20 protein-coding genes are annotated in these 26,982 nt (G+C 57.9%); 8 read left to right on the forward strand and 12 right to left on the reverse strand.

The genetic code is table 11. The annotated features are described in order from the left end of the window. Positions 1–24 precede the first annotated feature (24 nt). A complete protein-coding gene (rpsB, locus tag AQ621_RS02925) occupies positions 25–774 on the reverse strand; it encodes a 30S ribosomal protein S2 (protein WP_022989863.1) in 750 nt (249 codons plus the stop codon). 303 nt (positions 775–1,077) lie between these two features. Here rpsB and map point away from each other — a divergent pair, with 303 nt between their 5' ends. The 6 genes from map to dapE all read left to right on the forward strand — a co-directional run bounded on the left by map (position 1,078) and on the right by dapE (position 8,422). Then, positions 1,078–1,848: a type I methionyl aminopeptidase gene (gene map / locus AQ621_RS02930; RefSeq protein WP_058340189.1), complete on the forward strand. Its 771-nt coding sequence runs from the start codon at positions 1,078–1,080 to the stop codon at positions 1,846–1,848. After that, the gene (locus AQ621_RS02935; RefSeq protein ID WP_058340190.1) at positions 1,849–4,494 is read left to right on the forward strand and encodes a [protein-PII] uridylyltransferase; all 2,646 of its coding nucleotides are present in this window, start codon (positions 1,849–1,851) and stop codon (positions 4,492–4,494) included. Next, positions 4,491–5,687 (forward strand): succinyldiaminopimelate transaminase, encoded by a 1,197-nt coding sequence (gene dapC, locus AQ621_RS02940; RefSeq protein ID WP_058340191.1) that lies wholly within the window; start codon positions 4,491–4,493, stop codon positions 5,685–5,687. The genes AQ621_RS02935 and dapC overlap by 4 nt, the downstream gene beginning before the upstream one ends. A 170-nt stretch (positions 5,688–5,857) precedes the next feature. Beyond that, the gene (locus AQ621_RS02945) at positions 5,858–6,199 is read left to right on the forward strand and encodes an ArsC family reductase (protein ID WP_058340192.1); all 342 of its coding nucleotides are present in this window, start codon (positions 5,858–5,860) and stop codon (positions 6,197–6,199) included. A gap of 53 nt (positions 6,200–6,252) precedes the next feature. Next, positions 6,253–7,281, forward strand: a complete 1,029-nt coding sequence (dapD, locus tag AQ621_RS02950) for a 2,3,4,5-tetrahydropyridine-2,6-dicarboxylate N-succinyltransferase (RefSeq protein WP_058340193.1) — start codon at positions 6,253–6,255, stop codon at positions 7,279–7,281. Between the two features lie 10 nt (positions 7,282–7,291). Then, positions 7,292–8,422: a succinyl-diaminopimelate desuccinylase gene (gene dapE / locus AQ621_RS02955; RefSeq protein ID WP_058340194.1), complete on the forward strand. Its 1,131-nt coding sequence runs from the start codon at positions 7,292–7,294 to the stop codon at positions 8,420–8,422. Positions 8,423–8,514: 92 nt separating this feature from the next. On the opposite strand, the gene AQ621_RS02960 is transcribed toward dapE, so the two are convergent. After that, entirely contained in the window at positions 8,515–8,733 is a 219-nt protein-coding gene (locus AQ621_RS02960; protein ID WP_022989856.1) for a SlyX family protein, read from the reverse strand. Positions 8,734–8,889: 156 nt separating this feature from the next. Here AQ621_RS02960 and AQ621_RS17940 point away from each other — a divergent pair, with 156 nt between their 5' ends. After that, positions 8,890–9,432 carry a cold-shock protein gene (locus AQ621_RS17940; protein WP_058340195.1) on the forward strand — a complete coding sequence of 181 codons (543 nt, stop codon included), beginning with the start codon at positions 8,890–8,892 and terminating at the stop codon, positions 9,430–9,432. Positions 9,433–9,501: 69 nt separating this feature from the next. Here AQ621_RS17940 and AQ621_RS02970 read toward each other — a convergent pair whose 3' ends face one another. The 4 genes from AQ621_RS02970 to AQ621_RS02985 form a co-directional block, all read right to left on the reverse strand. After that, positions 9,502–9,876: a hypothetical protein gene (locus tag AQ621_RS02970; protein ID WP_022989854.1), complete on the reverse strand. Its 375-nt coding sequence runs from the start codon at positions 9,874–9,876 to the stop codon at positions 9,502–9,504. Beyond that, positions 9,848–11,254, reverse strand: coding sequence for a hypothetical protein (locus AQ621_RS02975; protein ID WP_058340196.1), 1,407 nt, complete (start codon positions 11,252–11,254; stop codon positions 9,848–9,850). The genes AQ621_RS02970 and AQ621_RS02975 overlap by 29 nt, the downstream gene beginning before the upstream one ends. A 151-nt stretch (positions 11,255–11,405) precedes the next feature. After that, positions 11,406–14,003: a DUF6351 family protein gene (locus AQ621_RS02980; RefSeq protein WP_058340197.1), complete on the reverse strand. Its 2,598-nt coding sequence runs from the start codon at positions 14,001–14,003 to the stop codon at positions 11,406–11,408. Between the two features lie 140 nt (positions 14,004–14,143). Continuing rightward, complete coding sequence (locus AQ621_RS02985) at positions 14,144–14,584, reverse strand: VOC family protein (RefSeq protein WP_058340198.1); 441 nt, start codon at positions 14,582–14,584, stop codon at positions 14,144–14,146. A gap of 58 nt (positions 14,585–14,642) precedes the next feature. On the opposite strand from AQ621_RS02985, the gene AQ621_RS02990 reads away from it, so the two are divergent. After that, on the forward strand, positions 14,643–15,542 hold the full coding sequence (locus AQ621_RS02990) for a DUF1853 family protein (RefSeq protein WP_058340199.1): 900 nt from the start codon (positions 14,643–14,645) through the stop codon (positions 15,540–15,542). 63 nt (positions 15,543–15,605) lie between these two features. Here AQ621_RS02990 and AQ621_RS02995 read toward each other — a convergent pair whose 3' ends face one another. From AQ621_RS02995 to AQ621_RS03020, 6 genes are all read right to left on the reverse strand, one after another. Then, on the reverse strand, positions 15,606–16,682 hold the full coding sequence (locus AQ621_RS02995; RefSeq protein ID WP_058340200.1) for a hypothetical protein: 1,077 nt from the start codon (positions 16,680–16,682) through the stop codon (positions 15,606–15,608). A gap of 89 nt (positions 16,683–16,771) precedes the next feature. Then, complete coding sequence (locus AQ621_RS03000) at positions 16,772–17,845, reverse strand: hypothetical protein (protein ID WP_058340201.1); 1,074 nt, start codon at positions 17,843–17,845, stop codon at positions 16,772–16,774. Continuing rightward, the gene (locus AQ621_RS03005; RefSeq protein ID WP_058340202.1) at positions 17,842–21,219 is read right to left on the reverse strand and encodes a toxin VasX; all 3,378 of its coding nucleotides are present in this window, start codon (positions 21,217–21,219) and stop codon (positions 17,842–17,844) included. Before AQ621_RS03005 ends, AQ621_RS03000 begins: the two co-directional genes overlap by 4 nt. Continuing rightward, on the reverse strand, positions 21,216–23,345 hold the full coding sequence (locus tag AQ621_RS03010; protein WP_227508207.1) for a type VI secretion system Vgr family protein: 2,130 nt from the start codon (positions 23,343–23,345) through the stop codon (positions 21,216–21,218). Before AQ621_RS03010 ends, AQ621_RS03005 begins: the two co-directional genes overlap by 4 nt. A gap of 180 nt (positions 23,346–23,525) precedes the next feature. Continuing rightward, on the reverse strand, positions 23,526–24,854 hold the full coding sequence (locus tag AQ621_RS03015) for a S8 family peptidase (protein ID WP_058340203.1): 1,329 nt from the start codon (positions 24,852–24,854) through the stop codon (positions 23,526–23,528). A 93-nt stretch (positions 24,855–24,947) separates the two neighbouring features. Then, entirely contained in the window at positions 24,948–26,966 is a 2,019-nt protein-coding gene (locus tag AQ621_RS03020) for a CocE/NonD family hydrolase (RefSeq protein WP_058340204.1), read from the reverse strand. Positions 26,967–26,982: the final 16 nt, after the last annotated feature.

A 26,982-nucleotide genomic window follows, 5' to 3' on the forward strand; every position in this document is an offset into this window, starting at 1 on the left:
CAACTCAAACGTGAAGCTTAAGTGTTACTCGGCGGCCGGAGCAGCGCCTTCGGCGTTCTCGCTGACTTCAACAAACTCGTCAGCACCGCCTGCAGACTGGGAAGCTTCCAGGCAGGTGTCGGCAACAGCCTTCACGTAGATCTGGATGGCGCGGATGGCGTCATCGTTACCCGGGATCACGTAGTCAACGCCGTCCGGATCGCTGTTGGTATCAACAACACCGATTACAGGAATGCCCAGCTTGTTGGCTTCCTTGATGGCGATACGCTCGTGGTCTACGTCGATAACGAACAGCGCGTCAGGCAGGCCACCCATATCCTTGATACCACCAATGGAGCGCTCGAGCTTGTCCATTTCACGGGTACGCTCAAGGGCTTCTTTCTTGGTCAGCTTGTCGAAAGTACCGTCTTTGCTCTGGGCTTCCAGGTCACGGTAGCGACGGATAGACTGACGGATGGTCTTGTAGTTGGTCAACATTCCACCCAACCAGCGGTGGTTAACGAACGGCTGGCCGGAACGCTCGGCTTCTTCCTTGATGATCTTGGCGGCAGCACGCTTGGTGCCAACGAACAGGATCTTGTTCTTGTTCTCAGCCAGGGACTGAATGAAGTTCAGGGCTTCATTCATGGCCGGAACAGTCTGCTCCAGGTTGATGATGTGAATCTTGTTGCGGGCACCGAAAATGAACTTGCCCATTTTCGGGTTCCAGTAACGAGTCTGGTGACCAAAGTGAGCACCTGCCTTCAGCAGGTCACGCATATTTACCTGAGCCATGATAGTTACCTTTTAGCTTCGGGTTAGACCTCCACGCGTCCGATTGCCCCAACCAGTCTCTGCAAGCGCATTATGTGAGCTGCTAGCAGGTACCGGCACCCTGGGACAACGTGCTGACACGTGTGTGAATTTGCCGGATTCGTTTCCAGCGGGCGCGTTTATACCACAAAGCACCTGCCGCACGCCATTATTTTTGCCCCGTAACTTAACCCGGAGCTATGGCATCCATAGCACCACCCCGCCTTGTACCTTACCCCCATGCCCCTTAAAATGGCTGTTTGACGCAAATCAACAGGAAGTCCGATGCAGGTATCTATCAAGACCCCCGAAGAAATCGAAAAGATGCGCGTAGCCGGCCGCCTGGCTGCTGAAGTTCTGGAGATGATCGGCGAGCACGTGAAGCCCGGCGTAACCACCGAAGAACTCGACCGCATCTGCCACGACTACATTGTGAACGAGCAGAAAGCCATTCCGGCCCCGCTTAATTACAAGGGATTTCCGAAGTCTATCTGCACCTCGGTCAACCACGTTGTCTGCCACGGCATCCCTTCAGACAAGAAAGTTCTGAAAGACGGCGACATCATTAATATCGACGTGACGGTTATTAAAGACGGCTACCACGGCGACACCAGCAAGATGTGGGTTGTCGGCAAGCCCAAGCCCGGCACCGAGCGACTGATCCAGATTACCCAGGAGTGCCTCTATAAAGGTATCGAACTGGTCAAGCCGGGTGCACGCCTGGGCGACATCGGCCATGTGATCCAGCAGCACGCCGAGAAACACCGTTACTCGATCGTTCGGGATTACTGCGGCCATGGCATTGGCGCGGTATTCCACGAAGGGCCACAGGTGATGCACTACGGCAAGCCCGGCACCGGCCTGGAACTGAAAGAAGGCATGACCTTCACTATCGAACCCATGCTGAACCAGGGCAAATACCACACCAAGATGCTGGCCGACGGCTGGACCGCCGTGACCAAGGACCACAAATTGTCCGCCCAGTGGGAACACACCATCCTGGTAACTGCCGATGGCCACGAAGTACTAACCAAGCGATCGGAAGAGTCCTTCTAAGTGGACCGGAGTGAGCTGGAGTCCCGCATCAGTAACGACCGCTCACCGGTCTCCGCGGCCCGGCAATTACTGCGGGAGAGTTACGACGCCGATGCCGATGCATTCCGCGAGGGCGCAGACGTCCGGGCCCTGGTTCGCTCAAGGGCCGACACCGTAGACACCGTGCTCCGGCTGATCTGGAATCGATATCCGTTCGCCCGCTCCGAAGACATCGCCCTGATTGCCGTAGGTGGCTACGGCCGGGGCGAATTGCACCCCCACTCCGATATTGACCTGCTGATCCTCACCCGCGAGGGCATGGCGCCCGAGTGGCAGGACGATCTGGGGGCCTTCATTACCCTGCTATGGGACCTGAAACTCGATATCGGCCACAGCGTGCGCAGCATGGACGAATCCATCTCAGCCGCACGGGAAGATATCTCGATACTTACCAACCTGCTGGAAACCCGTACCATTGCCGGGCCAGACAGCCTGCGGCAAGCCTTGAGCGAACAGGCCTACTCCGACGAGGTGAGTTCCGACAAGGCCTACTTTGTGGCCAAGCGGGAAGAGCAGCAGCAACGCCACAAGAAATACGGCGACACCGAGTACAACCTGGAGCCCAACGTAAAAGGCTCCCCGGGCGCCCTGCGGGACATCCAGACCATTGGCTGGATTACCAAGCGCCACTTCGGCCTGCAAAGCATCGCCGACCTGACCCGCTTCAGCATCCTCACCGAGGAAGAGCACCAGATTCTGCACGAAGGCGAAACCTTCCTGTGGCGCCTGCGCTATGGCTTGCAGCTGATAGCCGACCGCAACGAGAACCGCCTGCTGTTCGACCACCAGCGGGCGCTGGCCCAGATGCTGGGCTACCAGGACCAGGGCAAGCGGCTGGGCGTCGAACTGATGATGCAACAGTACTACCGTACGGTGCTGGCCCTGGCTGAAATCACCGATGTGCTTTTGCAGTATTACGACGAAGCGATTATCGGCAGCGGCACGGAAGACGAAATCCGCCCGCTCAACAAGCGCTTCCAGATGCGCAACCTGTATATAGAAGCCATCAACAACCAGGTGTTCGCCTACGCCCCCTACGCCATCATGGAAATCTTTGTGCTGATGGCGCAGCATCCGGAGATCAAGGGCATTCGCGCCACCACCATCCGTTCACTGCGGGCGCACCGGCACCTGATTGACGATGCCTTCCGTAACGACCTGGCCGTCACTACCCTGTTCATGGAACTGATGCGCACGCCCCATGCGCTGGACCAGACCCTGTCCGCCATGAAAAAGTACAACGTGCTGGGCCGCTACCTGCCGGAGTTTGGCCAGATCATCGGCCAGATGCAGCACGACCTGTTCCATATTTATACCGTGGATGCCCACACCATGCGGGTAATCCGCAACATGGTGCGACTGACCGGCACCGAGGCCCAGAGCGAATACCCCCTGGCCTCGCGCCTGATTCATCGGCTGCCCAAGCTGGATACCCTTTACATTGCCGGCCTGTACCACGATGTAGCCAAGGGCCGGGGCGGTGACCATTCCGAACTGGGCGCCATTGATGCCGAGGCCTTCTGCCAGCGCCATCACCTGAGCGAGCGGGATACCCAGCTGATTTCCTGGCTGGTGGAGAACCACCTGTTCATGTCCATGACCGCCCAGCGCAAGGACATTTCCGACCCGGATATCATCCAGGCCTTCGCCCGGGCCATGCCCAGCCAGGCCCACCTGGATTACCTGTACATCCTCACGGTGTGCGACATCAGTGCCACCAACCCGAAACTCTGGAACACCTGGCGCGCCTCGCTGTTGCGCCAGCTGTATATCGAAGCCAAGCGAGCCCTGCGCCGGGGTATCGACACCCCGGTAGACCGCCAGGCCTGGATAGACGCCACCCGCGAAGAGGCCCGGGAAATCCTGCGCGCCCAGAACATGACTGACGAGCAGATCGACAAAATCTGGGACACGGTCGATGAGGAATATTTCCTGCAGGATTCCACCGTGGATATCGCCTGGCAAACCGCCGCGATTATCCGCCATGGCGACAACCCGGACCCGTTGGTACTGATCCGCGACACCCGGGGTGGCCCCACAGACGGCTACTCGCAAATCATAATCTATATGAAAGACCGGGTCGCCCTGTTTGCCGCCACCACCGCGGTACTGGAACAGCTGAACCTGAACATTGTCGACGCCCGCATCAACTCCAGTGAAGGCCCCTACTCCATCAGCTCCTACGTAGTTCTCGACGAGCAGGGCCAACCGCTGGGTGTTGACCCGGCCCGCAAAGAGCGGGTTCGCAAGCGGCTAATCGAAGAACTGGACGATCCGGAAGACTACCCCGACATCATCCACCGGCGCACTCCGCGCCAGTTGAAGCACTTCGCATTCCCTACCGAAGTGACTTTCTCCAACGACACCATTAATCAGCGCACGGTGATGGAAGTCATCACCCCCGACCGTCCGGGACTGCTGGCACGGATTGGCCAGGTATTACTGGAACACCGGGTGCGGCTGACCAACGCCAAGATTGCCACCCTGGGCGAACGGGTAGAGGACGTTTTCTTTATTACCGACGAACACGGTGAACCCCTGAGCGACCCGAACGTATGCCAGGCCCTACAACAGCACATGAGTAAAATGCTGGACGATATTCAATGAACCCGAACCTGGAAAGACTGCACCCCTACCCCTTTGAAAAGCTGGCCAAACTGAAAGCCGGCATCAGCGTGCCGGAGCACCTGGCACCGATTTCACTGGGCATCGGCGAACCCAAACACCCGTCACCCACCTTTGTTAAACAGGTGATTGCCGACAACCTGGACAAACTCGCCAACTACCCGACCACCAAAGGCCTGGACGAGCTGCGCGAAACCATCGCCAACTGGGCCAGCCGCCGGTTCCAGCTGGCCGAGGGCACACTGGACCCGGCAAAACACGTGGTGCCGGTTAACGGTACCCGCGAGGGTATCTTTGCCCTGGTGCAGGCGGTTGTAGACTCCAGCAAGCCAGCAACCGTGGTCAGCCCAAACCCGTTTTACCAGATCTATGAAGGCGCAGCGTTCCTGGCCGGTGCCGATCCGGTCTACCTGCCCTGCGACGCAAGCAACGGCTTTATTCCGGACTTCGATGCGGTTCCGGAATCGGTCTGGAAGGACTGCCAGATCCTGTTCCTGTGCTCCCCCGGCAACCCCAGCGGCGCCGTGATTCCCCGGGAAACCCTGGTAAAAGTGATCGAACTGGCCGACCGCCACGATTTCCTGATCGCCTCCGACGAATGCTACTCCGAACTCTACCCGGACGAAGCCAACCCGCCCGAAGGCCTGCTGCAAACCTGCGCAGCCATCGGCCGGCACGACTTCAAACGCTGCGTGGTGTTCCATAGCCTGTCCAAGCGCAGCAACCTGCCGGGCCTTCGCTCCGGATTTGTGGCGGGCGACGCCGAGGTACTGGCGGGCTACCTGAAATACCGCACCTACCACGGCTGCGCCATGCCCGTTCAAAACCAGCTGGCCAGCATCGCTGCCTGGAACGACGAAGACCACGTACGGGAGAACCGTGCCGCCTACCGGGCCAAGTTCGAGGCCGTGGTGCCCATCCTGCGCGAAGTGATGAACGTAGACTTCCCGGATGCCGGTTTTTATCTATGGCCGGAAACGCCCATGAGCGACGAAACCTTCGCCCGCGAACTATCCGCCCAACAGAACGTACACGTACTGCCCGGCCGCTACCTCTCCCGCACCGTGAATGGCCACAACCCCGGCGAAAACCGCGTACGAATGGCGCTGGTAGCACCGCTGGAGGAGTGTGTGGAGGCTGCCCGGCGGATTGTTGAGTTTGTTAAAAATTACTGATTCGCCACGAAATCCACGAAAGAACACGAAAGGAAAGACAAAGAATTTTTTAGTTTTTTATCCGTCATCTTTGTTCGTGTTTTTTAGTGGATTTCGTGGCAAAAATAATCTTTTCGTCTTTTCTTTCCGTGTCCTTCCGTGGATTCCGTGGCAAAAAAAGGCCTTAAACCATGAAACTGTACGGCATCAAAAACTGCGACACCGTGAAAAAAGCCCGCAAGTGGCTGGACGAAAACGGCATCGCCTACGAGTTCCACGACTTCAAGAAAGACGGCCTCTCCAGCGAGAAGCTGAGCCAGTGGGAACAGGCCATCGGCTGGGAGGCGCTGATCAACAAACGCGGCACCACCTGGCGGAAACTTCCCGACGAGGTTCGTGATACCATTAGCGCCCAAAGTGCCCACCAGATCATGCTGGAGAACACCTCCATCATCAAACGCCCTGTGGTTGAGCGGGGCGACGAGGTAAGCGTGGGCTTTAACGCAGACCAGTGGACTGCGTGGACTGACTGACTTTTTTCGGCCACGGAAAACATTCTTAAATTTTTAGTACAGGAGCAGATCAGATGAGTTTTGCATTCGGCATTGGCATCGGCAGCCAGAACAACCAGGGCGAGTGGCTGGAGGTTTACTACCAGCAGCCGATCATGACCCCAGGCAAAGACCTGATCGACGTGGTTGAAACCGCGCTGGACTACAAAGGCGGCAACCAGGCCATCGAAGCCGGCGCCGAGCAGCTGAGCCAGTTTGCTAACGCCCTGCGCCAACTGGGCCAGACCGAGCAGGCCAGGCTGGCCGAGCAGGCTGCCAACAGCAAGCGCCCGGTGGTGGTTACCGTACTGGCGACAGACGATACCGCATCCAGCACCCCCGAGGTGTACCTGAAGCTGCACCTGATTTCCCATCGCCTGGCCAGGCCCCACACCCTGAAGCTGGACGGCATTTTTGGCCTGCTGCCGAACCTGGCTTGGACCAACGAAGGTGCCATCGACCTGAACGAGCTGCCGGAGCGTCAGCTGCAAGCCCGTATTGAAGGCCGCACCCTGGAAGTGAAATCTGTAGACAAGTTCCCGCAGATGACCGACTACGTGGTACCCAAGGGCGTGCGCATCGCCGACACCTCCCGGGTTCGTCTGGGCGCCTACGTGGGCGAAGGCACTACCGTCATGCACGAAGGTTTCATCAACTTCAACGCCGGTACCGAAGGCACCAGCATGATCGAAGGGCGCATCTCCGCCGGCGTGATCATCGGCAAGGGCTCCGACCTGGGTGGCGGCTGCTCCACTATGGGCACCCTGTCTGGCGGCGGTAACATCATCATCTCCGTAGGCGAAAACTGCCTGCTGGGCGCCAACGCCGGCATCGGCATCCCGCTGGGCGACCGCTGCACGGTTGAAGCAGGCCTGTACATCACCGCCGGCACCAAGGTGAACCTGCTGGACGACAACAACGATCTGGTAGAAGTCATCAAAGCCCGCGACCTGGCCAGCAAGAACGACCTGCTGTTCCGCCGCAACAGCCTGACCGGCGCGGTCGAGTGCAAGACCAACAAAACCGCGATTGAACTGAACGAAGAACTGCACGCTAACAACTAAAGGCCGTCACATGTCCCTGTCCCCTACCCTCGAACTCGCCATGGACCTCATCAGCCGTCCTTCAGTCACCCCGGACGACGCTGGCTGTCAGGAGTTGATGATGTCACGCCTGGCACCTCTGGGCTTTGCTGGCGAGAACATGCGGTTTGGTGACACCGACAACCTCTGGGCACGCAAGGGTTCAGAGGGGCCTGTGCTGGCCTTTGCCGGCCATACCGATGTGGTGCCGACCGGGCCGGAGAAGAACTGGGCCCACGCACCGTTTGAGCCGGTGATCAAAGACGGTTACCTGTACGGCCGAGGCGCTGCAGATATGAAAGGCAGCCTGGCCGCCTTCGTAACCGCCTGCGAACGCTTTGTGGCGAACAACCCGAACCACCGGGGCTCTATCGCGTTGCTGATCACCAGCGACGAAGAAGGCCCGGCCCAGGACGGTACGGTAAAGGTGGTGGAAACCCTGGAAGCCCGAAACGAGAAAATGGACTGGTGCCTGATCGGTGAGCCGTCGAGTACGCACCAGGTGGGCGACGTCATCAAGAACGGTCGCCGTGGCTCCCTGCACGGCTACCTGACCGTACACGGGGTACAGGGCCACGTAGCCTACCCGCACATGGCGGAAAACCCGGTGCACACCGTGGCACCGGCACTGGATGCCCTGGCAAAGGAATTCTGGGACAACGGCAACGATTTCTTCCCGCCGACCACGTTCCAGATAACCCGCATTGAGTCCGGTGTCGGCAGCAACATCATCCCCGGGGAATGCCTGGTGCACTTCAACTTCCGCTACTGCACAGAGAACACCGCAGAAAGCCTGGAAGAGCGGGTAGTGGCCGTGCTGGACCGCCATAACCTGAAGTACGACCTGCAGTGGCACCTCAGCGGTCGCCCCTTCCTGACTGACAAAGGCGCCCTCGTGTCTGCCAGCCAGAACGCCATCCGCACCGTCACCGGCCGCGAAACCGAGCTTTCCACCTCCGGCGGCACCTCAGACGGCCGCTTCATCGCCCCCACCGGCGCGCAGGTAGTAGAACTCGGCCCCATCAACGCCACCATCCACAAAGTGGACGAATGCGTGAAGGCTGACGATCTGGATACCCTGTCAGAGATTTACGAGCAGATACTGGTGGAACTGCTGGGGTGATTTCGTGCCACAGAGGGGTCAGACCCACGCGCGTCTTTGGGCCTTAGGGCCGCGCGGGGGTCTGACCCCGGAGCCGGCGGCCGACTCCGGAATCAGTAGTGAGGAGGCGGCACCTCCTGCTCCTCTGGCCGGATATTGGACGGCGAAATATCCTTCAGCTGCTTGTGCAGCGTCTTCTTCGCATCCCACAGCTCCCGAATATCCATTTCCTGCCTGGCCACCTGCTCACTCAGGGTATTAATCACGTCATCCTGGAACGCAAGTCGCATTTCCAGTTCCGCAATTCTGTCTTCGAGGGTGTTTTTGCTCATGAGGTTTGGTCAGCCCTTTCAGTAATCTGGTATCATGCCGCCTTTTACCGCCACAGCCGGGGTTCTGGCCAGGCGGCGCTCATCGGCCGGACATGCCATGTTACCTGATGCCCGGCTTTTTATCGTTAGTGTTAACCCATGGAGAATAATCAGCCAATGCGTAATCCAGCCAAGGCGATCCTCGTTGCTGTTCTGATCGCGATTCCGGCACCGTTTATACTGGGCCTTCTGCTTACCACCACTCCGGACCCCCTGCGCCTGCTCGCCATTGGCGAAGGCCTTGAGGCCCTGGGCGCCAGCGGTGGCATTGCCGCCTACATCATTGCCTTCGTTCTTTTCGCCGTTGCCGGCTTCCTGGCAATTGCACTGGCCGGCAAGCAGCCTGCAACCGCAAACAATGCCCGCAGCCAAAGCCGTCCGGCCCGTGCCAGCCAGCCTGCCAACACCTACGATGACGACGAAGACGATTTTGACGACAGCACCCCGGAAGGCAACGAAGAGGGCACCGTCAAATGGTTCAACGTGAAGAAGGGCTTCGGCTTTATCGTTCGTGACAGTGGCGACGAAATCTTCGTACATTTCCGCGCCATCCGTGGCCGTGGCCGTCGTGTTCTGCGCCAGGGCCAGCTGGTTCGCTTCAACGTGGTTGAAGCTGACAAAGGCCTGCAAGCCGACAACGTGTCTATCCTGAGCGAATAATTCTGCTCTGAAGACAGCAAAAAGGCAGCCAGTTGGCTGCCTTTTTGCGTTATATGGGTGGTCGAACTGTCAGTTCCACACCACCTGCTGCTCACCCCGGTGATCCAACCGCCACCACTTTTCATCCTCTACCGGATCGCCTTCTTTCCAGTCACCCAGGCTGCAACGGATCTCACCCTCCATCGCCCGCCAGGCACTTCGGGCGCATTCCAGATCACTGTTCCAGGGCAGGTCTTCACCCTCCAGTACCAGAGAGGTAAATCGTTTGCCAAAGGCACCGGGGTACAAACTGATGCGAAGACGAGCGCCGTTGAAGGAAGCCGTACCCTTCGCCACCGATGACACGTCAGAATCATCCAGCTGTAACTGGTCAAGCTGGCCTTCCAGCCAGCGCGACACCGCGCCCGACTCAAGGTCACGAATATAGATTTCCAGATCCTGCACCCGAGGATTCTCCATGCTGTTGTTCACAATGCAGCACATAGTGAACCGGCCCGGGCTTGCCTGCAACCCATCGTTCGAGTTCCTCACGCAGATCTTCCGCCAGAAGGCGCCGCAGGGTTCCAGAACGCTGACGTTCATGCCAGCCGACTTCGGCGGCCGCCTGCTGGATCGATAACCGGGCCAGCTCCTGCTCGGAAACCGCCCAGTCATCACCCCTCGCCAGCGCCACCAACGACTGGCGCCGAAGCGCATCCTGCTGGCCTGCAACCGCCAGGGCGCCCAGTGGCCCCCGACTGGCAAACAGGTCAAGCCGCGCTGCCGCCCGGCGCACCCACTCCAGCATGCCACCGGGCCGCGCAACCATCCGGCTGTTCCGGGAGCTGGCATAGTCTACTGCGGCCGAAGACAGCTGGATGTTCCACCGTTTCTCAATTGCCGGCTGGTGCGCCATCAGGATGGCCTTGCGCTGGGTTGCACTCATCTCCGGCATCATGAGCGAATCGACGGCCCGGCCCAGCGACTGAGCCAATCGCTCCGGCGCACCTGAATCGCCGTTATCTTCAGACAACAGAAGCACCGGGCCCTGCCAGCCAGTAACCAGCTCATGCACCACACCATCCGGCTGCTGAATCAGCTCCAGCAACCCGGCAGGAGACACGTTGTCCAGTACCAGGGCAGGCCAGTGTAGCGGGCCGGCTTCAGCTGTTGGTGCGACAGGCTGGTCTGACGCCATAATCTCGGCCTGCCGTCGGGGGTCCACCTGAACCCAGAGAAAACCGGGCATAGACTTCAGCACGCTCAACCAACTGGTTTTACCGGACCCGGCATCGCCCTTCAGCCAGATCAGCGCCCGGGAGTTGGCTGCGGTGATGACCACCACTTCTTCTGCCAACTCGAGCCAGGCCGGATCGGTAACCGTTAAGGGAGTAATGTCCTGATCCACGCCGACAACCGGTGCCGGTGGCTCCTCATGCTGCGCCGGCCAGTGGCTGACCAGTTCCAGCACCGCCACATAGGCTTTGTCCTGCAGCCGTTCGGCACCCGACGCCAACTGCCTGAGCAGGTGCGGCCATTCGAGCCAGGACACCCCATGAGTCTCCCGGGCTCCGGAAATCCAGTAAATCAGCTGGGAAGACAGGTCACCATCACCCCGGACTTCGGTAACGATCGGTTGTTCGCCCTGAATGGTGCGCACCAGTTCGTCCAGGTCGACACCCTGGCGCTTGAGAAACGGGGCGATGTCCGGAATCGCGTCCAGCAACGCCAACAGGAAATCTTCTGCAGTGATTACCGAACCGCCGCGGCGGTCGACGCTGTCCCGGGCCTGAACCAATGCACTCTGGCAGGCCGGAGACAGGCAAGCTTGCCAATCATCCATTCGGCAACTCCTTCCTTGGTCATGAGAGGCGCATCATCCTGATGCGATTGTGAAAACGGTCGCAAATTCTAGAGACCCGGGAGAACCGGAGCAACGACAAGCCGGCAGTTTTGATGACTGGCGCAAGGATTTGTCGTTGCTCCGGGCTATCTCACTGCGAGAGGGTGACCTCAAAGGCATCCGAAGCCCAGCCGCTCACGGCCGTTTCCGACTCAGGTAACGGCTCCCCTCCGTAGACAACTTGCTCCGAGTTGCCGTACTGCAACCAGACTTGCGTAGGCACCTGCCCTACCGGCGGCTTGCTGTAATCACAAACGCCGTTGGGGAAGATCTCTGCCACGCGCCTGGCGAAGTTTTCAGAATTCAGCACTCCGGTTGTCAGATTGACAGGGTAATCGGCCGGATCGACCGGTTTCAGCTGACACTTGTTGTTCAGGGTACGGATATCATCGCCGGCAACGGTGCGCGGGGTGCCGAAGCGGGTTTGCACCAGCAACGCCTGCAACTCAACGACGGGCTCGGTAATCGGTGCCAGAAGATCGGTCACCAGGGGCGGCAACCCAAGGTCTCCCAGGTCCAAACCGCACACCTGGCCAGTTGCAACATCCAGAATCTGACCGACTTCCGGCGGCAAGGTGGGCAAATACTCCAGCCCCGGAACTACCGGATCCGGGTAGAGCAAGCCGCCCGTCAACGGCAGCACCAGACCGGAGTCAGCCGTTACTCCAGACAAAGAGAGACAACGATCCCGGGCAGTGTCCGGGCGGTTTCGAACCAGTTTTTCCGGCAACTCGCCACCCTGTTCATCCTGCTCTATACCCGCCAGCCACTGGTCCATCACCATGAGTGCTTCCGTGGTAAACACCGTATCACCGGCAATGGGGAAGGCACCGTACCAGATCACATGGTTGAGGGAGTGCCCCTGCACTGCCTCTATACGGGCACGAGTCTGCCAGGAGTGGTAGGCATCGTGGGCTAAACCGGGATCCGGCCCACGCAGGTCAATAATCGGCACGCCTTCGAAGTTTTCCCCGGTGTTGATCGCGCCGGTCCGGTAGGCATTGGTGATCGCCTGAAAGTCTCCGCGGGTGCGCCCGGGCTGGTAATCGATATCAACGTTGAAGCCACCGATTTCACGGTTCAGGTCCAGGAATTGCTGCCCGCTGATCAATCCCTCCTGAAGTGCCCGAAGGCCATACTGTACGCCCTCGTTATCCAGTGGGATGCCACCAAAGCCATACCCCAGAAGCTGCTCATTTGGCGACCAGACTTCCGGAGACCGCTCACCAAACTGGCTCTTCATATAATCGATCAAGCCGCAGCGAAGACCGCCCGGCCGCTCTTCCGGGTGATACACGTCAACGCCATCAGGCAGTTTCGGACAATCCTCCTGGTCCGGGTACGCGGCGGGGAAAAATGCCAGGTCCGAAACCACTGGATTGATGGGCAAGTGGCCATACAGAAACGGCCACTGCGTGGGCAGCAGGCCATTGTTCAGCAACCCTTCAAAGAACCCCGGGGCACCCTCCGGGCTTTCCGGTGCCTGCAAGCCAAGGTAATTGCTGATCAGGTTGTAATCCGCAAACTGGGTAGCGGTTGTCCAGACATCCGGATAGGAGCACTGGACGATCAGGCCCTGATAGATACCGGGATAGGCATTAGCAACATGTTGCTGGGCAATTGCGCCTCCGGAGCAACCGGTACCGATGGTGTAGCGAATCGGCCCGTACTGCTCGACGATATGCTCCTTGGCCATCACCAGGGATTCAGCTGCCGTCACCAGGTTAGCGTTATGCCCCAGGTTAGACTGCGCAGTGGAAAGGGTAACGAAGCCACGGGCCAGGGCCACTGAAATACTGTCGCCAAGCAACAGCTCGTTGCCGTTGGTCAGGCCCGACACATCGCCATTCGGAGGGTTGCCCATGCCGTAGCTCACCCCCACGTTCCCACCGTGGTGAACCAGAACCTTACCGTTCCACTGCTCCTGGGGGGCCAGTGCCGTCCATTCCTCACCGGGCTGATAGAGTGACATGACCTGATAGCGGTCGCGGTTCAGCACACCCGTCTCTACCCGCACAATGAACGGCAACTCCATGCCTTCATCAGTGGTGATAGTGGCAATATCTTCATCGGCAGGCGGGTTTTCAGGGTCGTATGGCAAGAAGGCATCCGGCAGGCCCGGATCCTCCGGGTCAAATTCGGTGAACAGCCGGGTGAGTTGCTCTGCGGGTACGTATTTAAAACTGAACTCCGGTGACTGATTGCAGGCCTCGTCTACTGCCGCCGCGTTAGTACAGTTCCAGGGCTGAACCTGGGGGCCGGAGAAAACCGGACCACCCTTTGGGTGGTTGGTAATACTGGTGGCAATCCGGCTTTTGCCGCGTTCCAGCAACACTTCCAGCGTGTTACTGCCGAGCTTGAGGCCGTTAACCAGGCCACGCCATGCACCTTCTCCAGCTTCCTGAAACTGCCCGGTGATATCCTCATCATTCAGGAATACCCGGGCATCCTGCAGGTTTGCCGCCACAACCTCCACCAGCGCGTCACCGCCACTGATCAGGTCTGCCCGGTTAGACAGCACCCGGATTTCGCCCTCGCCCTCAGGCAGCGCTCTGGGGCCACCGGGTTTTGCGGGTTGGGCAGTTTCCGAACCTGTGCCGGACGACACTGATGCGGAATCCGAACCAGAACCACCGCAACCGGCCAGGGCAAGGACAACGGCTGCTACCAGTGCATTTCTGGAGAACATAACGGCCACCTCATTTGTTGTTGTTTGTGTACCCGAAGGTGCAAAAGTCAACAAATGATAAGCGGGCGTTATATGAACTGGCTTTGGTAACTCCGCCCGGGGGCGGCGTCAAAAGTGTGAACTACGTCTCACAACACTGTTTACCAGATACCGGTGTTACCCATGCTGGCCCAGGGCTCCTGAGGCTCCAGTGCATCACCTTTCTGCAACAGTTCAATGGAGATATTATCCGGCGTGCGGATAAAGGCCATGTGACCATCACGGGGCGGGCGATTTATGGTTACGCCATTGGCCTGGAGCTTTTCGCACAGCTCGTAGATGTTCTCCACCCGAAATGCCAGGTGCCCGAAATTACGGCCGCCGGTGTATTCCTCCGGATCCCAGTTGTAGGTCAACTCCACCATCGGTGCCTGATTTTCCCGGGCATGGGCTTCGTCTTCCGGAGCGGCCAGGAACACCAGTGTAAAGCGGCCCTGCTCGCTGTCTTTACGGGAGATTTCCACCATACCCAGCAGGTCGCAGAAGAAATGGAGGGTGTCGTCCAGATTGCTGACTCGAATCATCGTATGCAGGTATTGCATGGCTGGCTCCTGAATTTAATGGCTCTTAAACCACCACAGTTTACGTTATTCTCGGGCCATGACGACAAACGCAGATACCGAAACCCTCCTCAGCTTTCAGACACCCGCCGTGCGCCACCTGGCCTGGCTGTGTACTGCACCCCAATTGCTCGAAGCCCCTGTGTCTTTCTATCCGCCGCAATGGTTACCGGACGACTACCTTGAACAATTGCAGCACTGGGACCAACAACCGGAAGCCAGGCCCGCAAGGCTAGCCCAGCCCGCAGAGCGCCGGTTAGGCCATTACTTTGAGCGCTTGTATGAAGTGCTTCTGAAGGACTTGCTGGGGTGGGAGCTGTTACTGAAGAACCAGCAAATCAAAGCCGATAACCGAACCATTGGCGAGCTGGACTTCGTAGTGCGTAACCGCCAGACCGGTTGCCTGGAACACCACGAGATCGCCATTAAATACTATCTGGGCGTGAACGAAGGCGAAACCGGCACGCGATGGTACGGCCCCAACGCAAAGGACCGGCTGGACCTGAAAGCAGACCGAATACTGAACCACCAAAGCCCCATGGCGCAGCGGGTGGAGGCTCGGGCGTTGCTGGCAGAGCTGGGGATTTCAGAAGCCATTACACCGAAAGTGTTTATGCCGGGTTACCTGTTCTATCCCGTTAATCGAGTGGAACTGCCGGATTACGTGCCGATGGAGCATTTGCAAGGGCGCTGGTGCTACGCCCACGAGTTGGAGAACTCCGACCTGACCGGCTGGGTGCCGTTGAAAAAGCCCCATTGGATTGGGCCCTGGAGGCAGGGTGAACAGCCTGATGTTCGAGCAGCCCGGGAGGCGCTGGAGTTTGTGGAGGCTAAGGGCGTGCCGGTGTTGTTTGCGCGGGTGGAGTGGCAGCCGGGGCTTGGGTGTTGGGTTGAGAGGGAGCGGTGGTTTGTGGTGCCGGGGGAGTGGCCTGCGCAATAGCGACAGGCCCGAGGCCCACACCCCAGCTGCTACCCCCTCAAATTGTGGGCAGAGGCCAAGGCATCAAATCGGCCAGGCATCGACCGGTCGTAGTTTGCGGTATTCATCCATCGAAATCTTGCCCAGTTGCGGGGTGAGCTTGCAGGTTCTCTCACCCCAAGGATAACTCTCCTGACGTCGATGAACCTCGGTCCAGCCTTCCCCCTCTTTCCATGCTTCCAGATCCAAATCGCGCCAATATCTCGGATTTCGCCCAGTTTTCTTGTCGTGTTCTGCAGTTATCGGATCCAGGTGCCGAAAGGGCTCCAGGCGCGGGGTATCGGGCAAGGGTTGCGTTACATCCATGTAGGTCTGCAGCATGTCCCAGGTGGCCAGCACCTCTGATTTTCTGGACTCGATGGAGCTGAACGCCATCTTATGAAAGGACTTCTGGGTGTAACGATGCACCAGAATCAGACGGTAGAAGACACCGCTTTGCTGGATAACACGGTCAACATAGGCATCAAACTCCACGAACGGCGCCTGGAAAAAGCGCCCTCCCCCCATGGCTAAGCGAACTTGGCCAGTGATTCGGTTAAATTCGCTGCAGCCGTCTTCAAGGGTCTTGTCCAGCCTCTTGTTGATGGCTTTTTCGAAGGGTTTAAGGATGAAACCGATGCCGGTGCTCATGAGCCAGTTTGTTGTGGGACGAATCATCCAAAACGAAACCAGAAGCCACGCAGGCACTAAAACGAACAATGCCATCAAGTGCAGGAAAGCGGGCAAGTCATAGGATTCTGTCATTTCTACCGTGCCCCAAACAATTGCCCCGGTCCCTCCAACAACAAGCGTCAATATCCACAGCATCGGCACCAAAAGAATTAAAACTTTGAGCCCCAGCTTTTCATTCAGGAAGCGAATCCGCTGATGATCCCACCACCAGTCATTTGAACAAAACTGAGGATCCTGCTTTTCATGATCCTGAAGTACCTCAATGTCTTGAACAGTTCCCTGGTACGGAATAGTGAATGCATAGCTGCCGGTGGGCTGGAGCTCTTCTCCAATTCTGACCCGCTCTTCGGGCGATTTCGGCAATGGGCCGATCTCGGCAGCCCGAAATGCAGTGTCTGAAAAACAGGACACGGGCTGTTGTGCATTCATACGCGGACCTGGTTGGGTTTCAGCACAAAACTATTCCTCAGTGGGCAAACGTAGCCATTCGAGTTCCAACCAAAACTTGAAGGAGGGCTTTACACAACACAGGCTGTTTCAGGCCGACTTTGGCGATAGGTGGGCATATCCACACTGCCCAATTGCGGAGTGACTCTGCATTGCCTGCGGCCCCACGCATACTGCCGCTGCTTTTTCAATATCTCCGCACCCTCTCCCTTCTGCCAGTCCTCCAGATTGAGGTCTCGCCAGTAGCGGGGGTTACGGCTAGTAGTCTGGTCGTACTTGGCGGTCACCGGGTCCAGGTGGCGAAACGGCTCCAACCGGGGCATGTCTGGCAGAGGTTGGGTGACGTCCATGTAGCGTTGCAGCATATCCCACAGGGCCAGCACCTCAGTTTTCTCTGCTTCAATGTTGCTCAGGGAAGTTTTGTTGAATTGCTTCTGGGTGTAACGATGCACGAACATCAGCCGGTAGAAGATACCGCCCCGCTGGACCACTCGCTCCACGTAGGCATCGAACTCCACAAACGGTGCCTCAAAAGAACGTCCCTTGCCCAGGGCGAACTTTACCTGCCCGGTGACCCGATTGAACTCACTGCAGCCGTCTTCCAGGGTTTCGTCCAACTTCTTTTCCAGGGTTTTCTCGAATGGTTTCAGGATAGCTCCAACGACGTTGGTCATAAGCCAGTTGGTAGTGCTGGGAATGATCCAGAATGCAAAGAAAATCCACGATGGCACCAATACTAAGAGCAATAACATGAAAAGAAAGGCTGGCAACTCAAAATGGTCAGAAACACTAATTACACTCCAACCAACTAAAGCCACCCCCCCGATAAGAAGTGTGAATATCCAGGTAAATGGCAACAGCAATATTAAAAATTTAAGCCCCGTTTTTTCATTGAGGAAACGCAATCGCTGGTGATCCCACCACCAGTGTTCCTTATAGAATTCTGGATCGTCTCGTTCACTGGACTGAACGGTATCAATATCCTCCACGGTTCTGTGATACGGGTTAAGGTTAGCGTAGGCACCATACGGCTGAAGCTCGTCCCCCACTCGTTCCCGTTTAGCTCGAGTTTCGGGTAGCTCCACCGCCTGATCAGACCGATAGGCGGTCGAAGCATATTCTTGTGTCTCTATCGGTATGGTCATACAGAAACTTCCTTAAGGAACCAATAGGGTACTAATGGCTCGGAATGCGGATTTAAAACACTGCGGGACTTATCCGGTGCCCCGCCATGGCGGGTATCATTATAAGGTTCATAGCTCTCCATCACAGGCGTGGGAAAGACCACAGGTCCCTGTTCTGTGCCGACCACAGCCTGCAATCCAACCCGTATCGTTGTACTGACGTCTTCCTGATATCCAAAACTCTGGAGGCTGCTGCTCTGGAGCTCCCGTTTAACCAGAAAACGCACGGCAGACTCATCAGGCAGGGACTGCCTCGCGACAATTTGTGTAAGTGGAGTAGTCGACAACATGACTTCCTGCTCCACTGTGCCAACCGCTACGTTGGAGGTTTCGGCACGGCTGTTCATGTACGCCACTTCCTGCACCACAATCTTGAAAGGCTGGGTTGGCAGGTCTGGACGGCACTCCTGTAGCACCTTCAACCGACTGACCACTGGAGTTTGTAAAGTGATGACATAATCATTCGGCTGTGGCGGATGGTCCGGGCTAGTCAACGCCGGATCCGGATCGACATCCCCGTATCTTTGTGCGGAAATATTGACTGGGGAAAGCAGTGTTAGCAACTGCCCGTAATAGGCCAAATCGTCCAGGTTCACCAAGGAGTCCTGCGGGTGCGTCCCCAATGGCCCCTGTTTCAGCACCCTTTCGAAGAGGTCGTCGGCCACGCTTCCCGCATACAATGACCCACCCAAAGCCATGCTCATTCCGAGAACGGCCCACCCCCAACCCGGAATCGCCAGCAGCCCGCCTATCAATGGTACTGACAGGAAGATCAAACCACCGGCGACCGCTATTCCGTGCCCATTCGCAGCATCAAGATCCCCCCGGCTCAGACTGATCCTCATATCCCAATAGCTCAACCCAACTGCCACACCTCCTGCTACGAAACTGGCAAGGCCAACCGTTCTGACAAGGGTGCTTGCTCCAACTTTTGCGAGCCTTTTGCCAATTAATGGCCACCCCTTCATATCAAAGAGTGGGCGACTGGAAACCCTATAGATCTTTGATGACTGAGTTAACTCAACCCCCGCAGTTTCGTGCGCAACTATGCTCAATTTCATTGACGCTGCAGTGAGGTCAAAGATGGCTCCCGCAAATTTCCCTACAGCTAACCCTCGCTTCCCATCATTAGCTTGGTAAGCCTTAACCGCGGATGTTCCCTCCAAAAACAAATTAAACGCCGCCAATGCCACCAAACCACTAGACACGCCCGGGCCATCCACCACCGCCCCAACACGCTTGGCGAGATCCACCTTCAATACACTGAGCTTCCTTGCCTCCGGGTGTCCGGCAGGCACCACGTAGACCCAAGTATTGCCAGCGATTTTCTTGATAGCTTCTTCCAGCTCACCAGAGGCACGGGCTGGGCTGGTGGAACCCTGGACCTGTCCAGACCGATCCACAAGATCCGCATAGAGGTAATCATTGGCGCGAGTGAGCAGCCCACCTTGGCCGCGGTCGAAGTCGGTCAGGCCACGGCGAATGCCGTCACCCTCCACGCCAATAATGGTGTGCTTGGTAGGGTCTACGTCGCCTCGACGCATCAGATCCACACCCGCCAGACCGGAGTCAGAAAGGATGGCATTGGCAGACGCGGCCTGCATGATCCTGTGGACCTGGATGACCTCCACGCTACCGTCTTCCACCAGCCTTCTGCAGGCGGTCAGTACTGAGGCACTCCACTCCCCCAGCACCCCACTTACAAGTGCCCCAACACGCCCTGCATCCTTCACCTCCCCGGCGACTTTCTCGCCAGTGGACTCCTCGTCGTACTGGAACTGTTTCTCAGCATACGCCAGAGCCTGGAGGTTGAGGCGGCCCAGGTGCTGATCGTTAATCTCCGTCTGGTCGCTGGCGAGCGACCGAAGTTGTTCGTAGGGAGATGGCTGCGTGCCTTCCTCCCCTGTTTCGGCGGCGATTCCCGGCGACCACTTTGCCAACATTGATTCATCCGATAGCCACTTTGCCAGAGCGCCAGGGATCCCCTGATCATCATCCACCCCCTGTGCTTTGAGTACCCCTGGGATTTGCTGCAGTACATTCAAGTTGTCCGCGCACAGCAAAAAGGCTTCACAAGCGGCTACATCCGGGCTTTGCAGATAATCGTCGAACACCGAGTTGAATGACGAGCTCTTCATCAATTTCTTCAGGCGGCGCGTCTGGTCTTCTATGTTCCGAACAGCGTGATTCCTTTCGGCCGTTTCCAGAATGTCATCCAGCTGTTCCCGGTTGATAGCGTTCCGGTAGTTCGCAAGGTCTCCGCTCTGGCCACTCGGCGCCGGATCGAACACTGCCTGGCGGATTAACATGGCGGAATGGACCAGGGGTTTGTCCTTTATAGCAATATCGATGGCATCCAGATAATGCATGGCCAAGTGCAACTGGGCCAGGGCGTGGCGGAACAGGAAAAAAGGATCCGGGATAGCCACGCAAACGCCCCCCTTCTGCGAGCGAAGATGCTGCAAAAGATCCGCTCCAGGTGGGCAGGTAAGGTCAAGAATGTTCGCCGACTCCCTCGCCTGCTTCTCGTTGCTCTCTAATAACTTCGAGAGCTTGCTGCATAGTTCGTCTTCACCCGGCCCTTCAAAACTGAGCACGAAGTCGCAGGGATTCTCTATCATCAGTTCAATGCCCAGATCCCTGTGCCTCAGTTTCGGAACATCTTCAACACGTGATGCAGGAAATCCGGTTTCAAAACTCAACGAATCAACCGATGTGACAGCCCAGGCGTGACCCACACCCGTCGTCCTTGCATTACGAGTCGCTGCACTCTCTTCAAGTTTTTGGATGTAGGCCCAATCCCACTGGATTTCACTGTAGGCCATACGGAAATCGTGCATCACCGCTTGCCCCTGGAGAAACACTGGAACAAGCACATCGTCCAACCACTGTCCGCCTGATGGGCGCACCATTCTCAAGCCAGATTCTGGGTCACCAACCTCCGCCCGCACTGCCTGAAGATCGATATCGCTGAATTGGGAGTTCTGACTGATCTCTAATTCTCGCCAGAGCTTGTCTTCGCGGAAAATATAAAGAAAACCAGGCCGCAACAGTGCTACGCCTTTCCCTTGATAAACAGGGGCATTGGAGCCACGTCTAACAGGCAAGTTGCTGGCGATCTCGGCCAGAGGCTTGATCCTTACGAGGGTATTATCCTGGTAATCTTCACGCTCGATGTTAGATCTTGCGTGCTTCAGGAGAGGAATCGAGATCTTGCCGCCTTCGCGCTTGGGCACAGTCAGTACGAGATCCGCGGGATCGGTATCGTCGTAATCTGCTGTTCGTAGAATCGAGCGATCCCGGGATTCATCTGAAAAATCCACAGTATCCGTCATACAGTTGCCTCCCCATCAGTCCCTTTAATCGCTTCCACAGAGCCACGCTCAAGATGCCCGCCAATCACATCAATGATCAGTTTTCGATCGGAGCCCGGTAACTGATCAAACTCCACCTGGTCAGGAAAGGCAGTTTTGCGCTGGCCGACCATTGCCAGTTCGGGAGGCTGTGGCGTTGCCGTCCCATCTTTGCCAACAAGGTTTGGTAGTTCCGGATTAGCAGAACTTTGCCCAGCCCCACTCCCCGGCGCCCCACCAGAATTAATCTTGATCCCAGGCCCAGCCAACGTAACCCCGCTCGGGTCCAGCTTGATAAAGCTACCACCACCAGAAATCGTCAGCTCCGCCCCGGCATCCAGCACCACTTTCGCACCGGCTTTGTAGTGAACTTCTGTACCGGCTTCCGAGGCCATGGTGCGGCCGGTTTTATGGTGATAGCTTCCGGCGATGGTCTGGCTGCAATCGGCGCCGACGGAGGCTCGGCTTTCACCATCGGTGGTGCAGTGGTCTGCCGCTTTCACATGGCTGAACTGGTGGTTGTCCACCGTCAGGTGGCTGTCGTTCTTGATGACTTCGGTGCGGTTGTTTTCGGTCAGCAGGTCCAGGTCTTTCTGGGCGTGGACGTAGATCTGTTCCTGGTCGGCTTCGTCTTCAAAGCGCAGTTCGTTGCTACCCTCACCCTTATGGGTTTTGGTTTTTAATGTGGTCCGGGTTTTGTGTTCCGGCAACGCGTAGGGCGGTGTGTTGGTGGCGTGGTAGGTTCTTCCGGTGATGATGGGCTGGTCCGGGTCGCCGTCCAGGAAGGAAACGATCACTTCGTGGCCAATTCTCGGCAGGGCCATAAAGCCGTATTGGCCGCCAGCCCAGCCTTGTGCCACGCGCAGCCAGGCGCTGCTGTGCTCGTCATTTTTCGAGTAGCGATCCCAGGGGAATCGTACTTTCACCCGGCCGTACTGGTCGCAGTGGATCTCTTCACCCTCGGGACCGGTGACGATCGCCATCTGGGGGCCGTCCATCACGGGTTTGTGTTTGCGGTAGTTGTAAACGGTACGCCAGGTTTTGTCCGCCGGGATAGCGTTGAAATCGTTGTGGTAGCAGGTGGGTTCGCTGCCACCCTCTTCTTCCATCGCCTGGGGCTGTTTGCCGGTGTGGGTGACAGCGGTGAGCAGCCATTCCCGGTTCAGGGTCTGGCTGTCGTGGTCCTGCAATTCCACTTTGGCACCGGGGGTGAAGTCCGGTCGGTTGCTTTTGCCCTTGGCGAGGGAGGCATCGTTTCTCAGGGCGTCCAGTCTGGCCTGGGTGAACGGTTCGCCACTGGCGTCGGCCTTGTAGCGGCCGGGGTAGTCGTAGTGTTGATAGTCTTCCCGGTGGTTCAAACCGCCCGCGCTGTGTTCGTGCATCAGGGCATAGGCGGGGTTCTTGAAGGTGTAGTCCTTCATCGCCACGGAGGACGCACGCACCCGCTCTTCATAGGCAAAGCTGAACACGCAGGCTTGTTGGGTGCTGCCGCCGGCTCTAGTGTTGCAGGTCACCGGGTCCAGTTTCGGGGCATCGCCGTGGTGGTCGGCAATGATTAACGCTGGTTGCTCGTCGCCATCCACGCTGCCGTGCTGGTAGCGGTAGTGCCAGCCTTCTTCGGCGGCCAGCCTTTCCAGGAATTGCAAGTCGCTTTCCCGGTGCTGAACGCAGTATTCGCGTTCTTCTGGGGGGCGTTTGAAGTCGAAGATGGAGTCAACAATGCCTCGCTCTTCGAGCAAGGTGCGCACAATGGCATCGGTGGTCTGGGTCTGGAAGATGCGGCTGTTGTGCATCAGGCCCAGGCGCCACATCGGGGGCTGAATCACCACTTCATAGCGGGTGCGGCGGTGGCCGGTGTTGCCACGGACAAACTCGTTCACTACACCGGTGAAGCGGCGCAGGGGCTGGCCATCCTGCCAAACCACCAGGTCTACCGGCTGTTCCAGAATGTCAGCTGCGGCTACATCGGGGTCAGTACTGGCCAGCTCTAACCGGCCATGAAATAAGGAAGACAGCTGTTCGGTCAGCGCGAAGCCAACTACCGAAAAGTGATCAGAGGGGAATTCGCCTACACGGGCGGTGAACTGCAATCCGCTTGCCTGGGGCATGTCTTCGGTCCCTGAAGTTTAGATGGTTATAACTCACTCGTCCTGAGCAGCGCCGATTATAACCACCCGTCCCGCGATTACAAACCGCCGGGGATTGCCCGCGTGCAGTTCGTCACAGCGGGTCAGACCCCCAATACATTTCACCATGGCAAATGTATCGGGGGTCTGACCCCGCAGTGGTTACGGGTTAACGTTCAGGAGGCGGTTTGGCGAACCGTTGAGGTCTTGCAGCTGGTTGGTACTGGCTTGTGCTTTCAGGGCCTGGTCAACCTGCTCCGGGCTCAGGCTCGGGTTCTGGCCCAGCATCAAGGCAACTGCGCCGGCCACGTGGGGTGATGCCATGGAAGTGCCGCTGATGGTGTTGGTGTCGGTATCACCGGTGTACCAGGCTGCGGTGATATCTGTGCCCGGCGCCATGATATCTACACAGCTTCCATGGTTTGAAAAGCTGCTTCTGCGGTCGCGGTTGTCGGTTGCACCTACGGTTACCGCTTCCGGCACTCTGTTCGGCGATCCGCTGCAGGCATCTGCGTTACTATTGCCAGCGGCTACCACCACCGGTATTCCCCGGGCAACTACCGCCTGAACCGCCTCATCCAGAGTCTGGGAGCTGCCACCGCCCAGCGACATATTCGCTACGGCCGGTTTCTCGGCGTTCTCGGCCATCCAGTCCAGCGCCTCTATAATCGCACTGGTCGCACCGGATCCGTTACAGCCCAGCACCCTCAGGCCGATAATATTGCTTTCCTTGGCGACACCAAACTCTTCCCCGGCAGCCGTGGAGGCCACATGGGTACCATGGCCGTTACAGTCTTCTGCCGAGTAGGCGGAAATGCTCTCTTCACTTTCAAACGGCAGCAAACCGCCCAGCAGAAGGTTAAGAAGGTCACCTACAATGGGCAGCCCCGGAGACAGTCCGGCAAGGCCGCTGTCATCGTGAAAGTTCATCCCGCTGGCGCGCCCTTCAAAATCCACGTGGGTGCTGAGAACACCGGTATCCAGCACGTAAACGTTTACGCCCTGCCCGGCAAGTTCAGGATAGGTAAACTGGCTGTCCAGCGGCAGCGTGGCCTGGTCTACCCTGTCCAGCCCCCAGGTGGCATTCTGCTGAGTGAGCGTACCGCTGGCCGTCATCCAGCTATCCGGCTCTACCCGCTCAACCCCGGGCAGGGACTCCAGCATCCGAGCCTGGCTGTCCGTAAGCTGAACCGTCGCGCCAGACATCACGTTCTCGTACAAATAGAGAACCTTTCCACCACCAACGGCATTCAGCAGTTGTTCAATACCGGCAAGCAGCGGGCCACCCACACCCAGAATCGATGACAGGGACGGATCCACCGTCACAATGTACCGCTGGGGAATCGCGCGGTTATCAGCCTGTTCCTCAGCGGGCTCCTGCGCACCTCCATTCAGCAAGCCGGACAACAAACCCGCATCCGCAGTCAACGGGGCGACGGCCAGCAACGCAGACGCCAGCGCGGCTTTGTGGAAATGGTTTTTGGTGGTCATACAGTCTCCTCAGTTTCTTGTTGTGAAAAGCGGGTCAGACCCCCGGTACATTTCGAGCGGTGAAATGTATCGGGGGTCTGACCCCGCCGGGGGTTAAAGGTTGGCGGCGGGGACTACCGGAAGCACCAGGCTGGAGGGTGTTTCCGGGCCGGTGTGCAGGGTCATCACGCCGAGGGCGGATTTGAGGGTGGTGATCAGTGGTGGTATGCCCTGGGCCATGTTGCTGGTGTTCACTGACACTCTCAGGCTGGAATCCGGTGGTATGTATGCACTGCTCGGGAAGATTTCTACGGAAACCTTGCGAATCTCGCCGGGGTCGTGCTGCTGAACATCTTCCTGGCTGTAGGTGTGCCAGGGCTGGATCATTTCGCCGTTTACGAAACGGGAGCGGCTTTCATCGACGGTGCTCATGCTGGCTGTCAGCAAGCCGTTAGTGATAGGGCTGGTGGAGCCGTCCGGGTGCACGGTGTCCAGCCGCACGGAAAGCTGCACATCGAAGGCAGTGGTAGAAACCCACAAGTCGGCCTGCATGGGGCCATTCAGGTATAGCCCGTCTTCCCCTGCGGGCAGTTCGAACTTGATGGCTTCTGCTTCTGCATAGCTGTTGTCTTCAGCGCAGGGAATCGGCATCAGGCCGACAAAGCCTGCCGTCCACTGGTTCAGGCTGAACGAACACAGCCCGTTAAGCGGGTACTGGATGGTACTTTGTTCACCCACGGCTTCAGGAGCTTCCTGCACAAGGCTGCCCATGGCCGGAACGGTTTCCTCAGACGGGGCCAGGTAGAATCGCTCCGCCCGCATGTCCGGGTGTGGCCAATGGCTGGTAGTTTCATAACGCTCCAGGCCCAGCACGTATTGGGTCACATCCGGCTGGCTCGCCACAGCGGTATCCAGACCCATCACGTATTCGTCGAACCACTGCAGCCGCAGGGTATCGAGATCTGGCACGCCATCCTTCGGCAAACCGTTGTCCGGAATTCCCGCGGCCTGAATGTGATCCCAGGGGCCAATCAGCAGCTTGGTGTCCACGCGGCCGCTAAGCTGCTCAAACCACAGGGGCTCGCTGCGCTGGAACAGGTCGAACAGGCCACCAACAATAAATGTGGGTACATTCACCTTGTCAGCATTTTCCAGCGGCGAACGAATTGCCCAGAAGTCATCGTCATAAGCGGTTTTCGGCTCACCCAGCAGTGCCTTCAGAATAGTGGGCAACTGGAAGTCCAGGGCAGCTCCTAACAACCGCTCCGGCAGAGCCTTGAAGAATGCGAACGGATCCGTTGGAGCCATCTCGAGGGGCACTGCACCCAGGCCTGTCACCAGCCCCATCCACATGGGAATGAAGGTGGCATTCACATTGCCACCGGTGAACACAATGTCTCGGTAACCGTCGCCGATGGGCACAATCGGAAACGCAGCCTTTACCGCCGGGTGATTCTGCTGGGCGGTAAGAATAGCGGTAATTCCCAGATAGGAAATCCCCTCCACACCAATCCGGGGCTGGGCCCAGGGCTGCTGCACAACCCAGTCCACCACTTCGCCGTAATCCTGCTGCTCACGCTCCCCGAAGGCTTCCCAGTTACCGCCCGAGTTACCGGTACCACGAACATCCACCACTACGTGAGCATACCCCCGGCTAACCAGAAATTCATTTGCCCCGCCAACCGCAGTCGCAAAGCTACCCAGAGACGTGTTGTACGAGGTCTGGGTTAACACCACTGGAAACGGCCCTGTCGCGGCTTCATTAGCACTGCTGCCCGGCAAGGTCACCTTCGCAAACAGCTGGGTACCGTCAGACATGGTGATCACCTGGTTAGGCAAGGCCACCATATGGCTGACCTCCGGCGCCCTTTCGTATGGCTGCCATTGGCGCGACTCACTGGTGGCTACCTGAACCTGGCCGGCCTCCTGTTGCCGGGTTCCCAGCGTCATCATTTGCTGAACTGCGCGGGGCTGCTCAACCTCCCCAGGCTGTTCCTTCATGGGAGCTTCCGGAGAGGTCTCGGCAATGGGTGCAGGGCTTTCGGATGAATCGCCGCCACAACCGGCCAGGGACAGGAGGCCAAGGGCACCCAGCATTGCTAACCGAAATCGTATTTTGTTGTTACGGGCCATGACGGGCTCCTAATTG

The organism is Marinobacter sp. P4B1, from assembly GCF_001447135.1.
In the GTDB taxonomy this organism is placed as follows: domain Bacteria; phylum Pseudomonadota; class Gammaproteobacteria; order Pseudomonadales; family Oleiphilaceae; genus Marinobacter; species Marinobacter vinifirmus.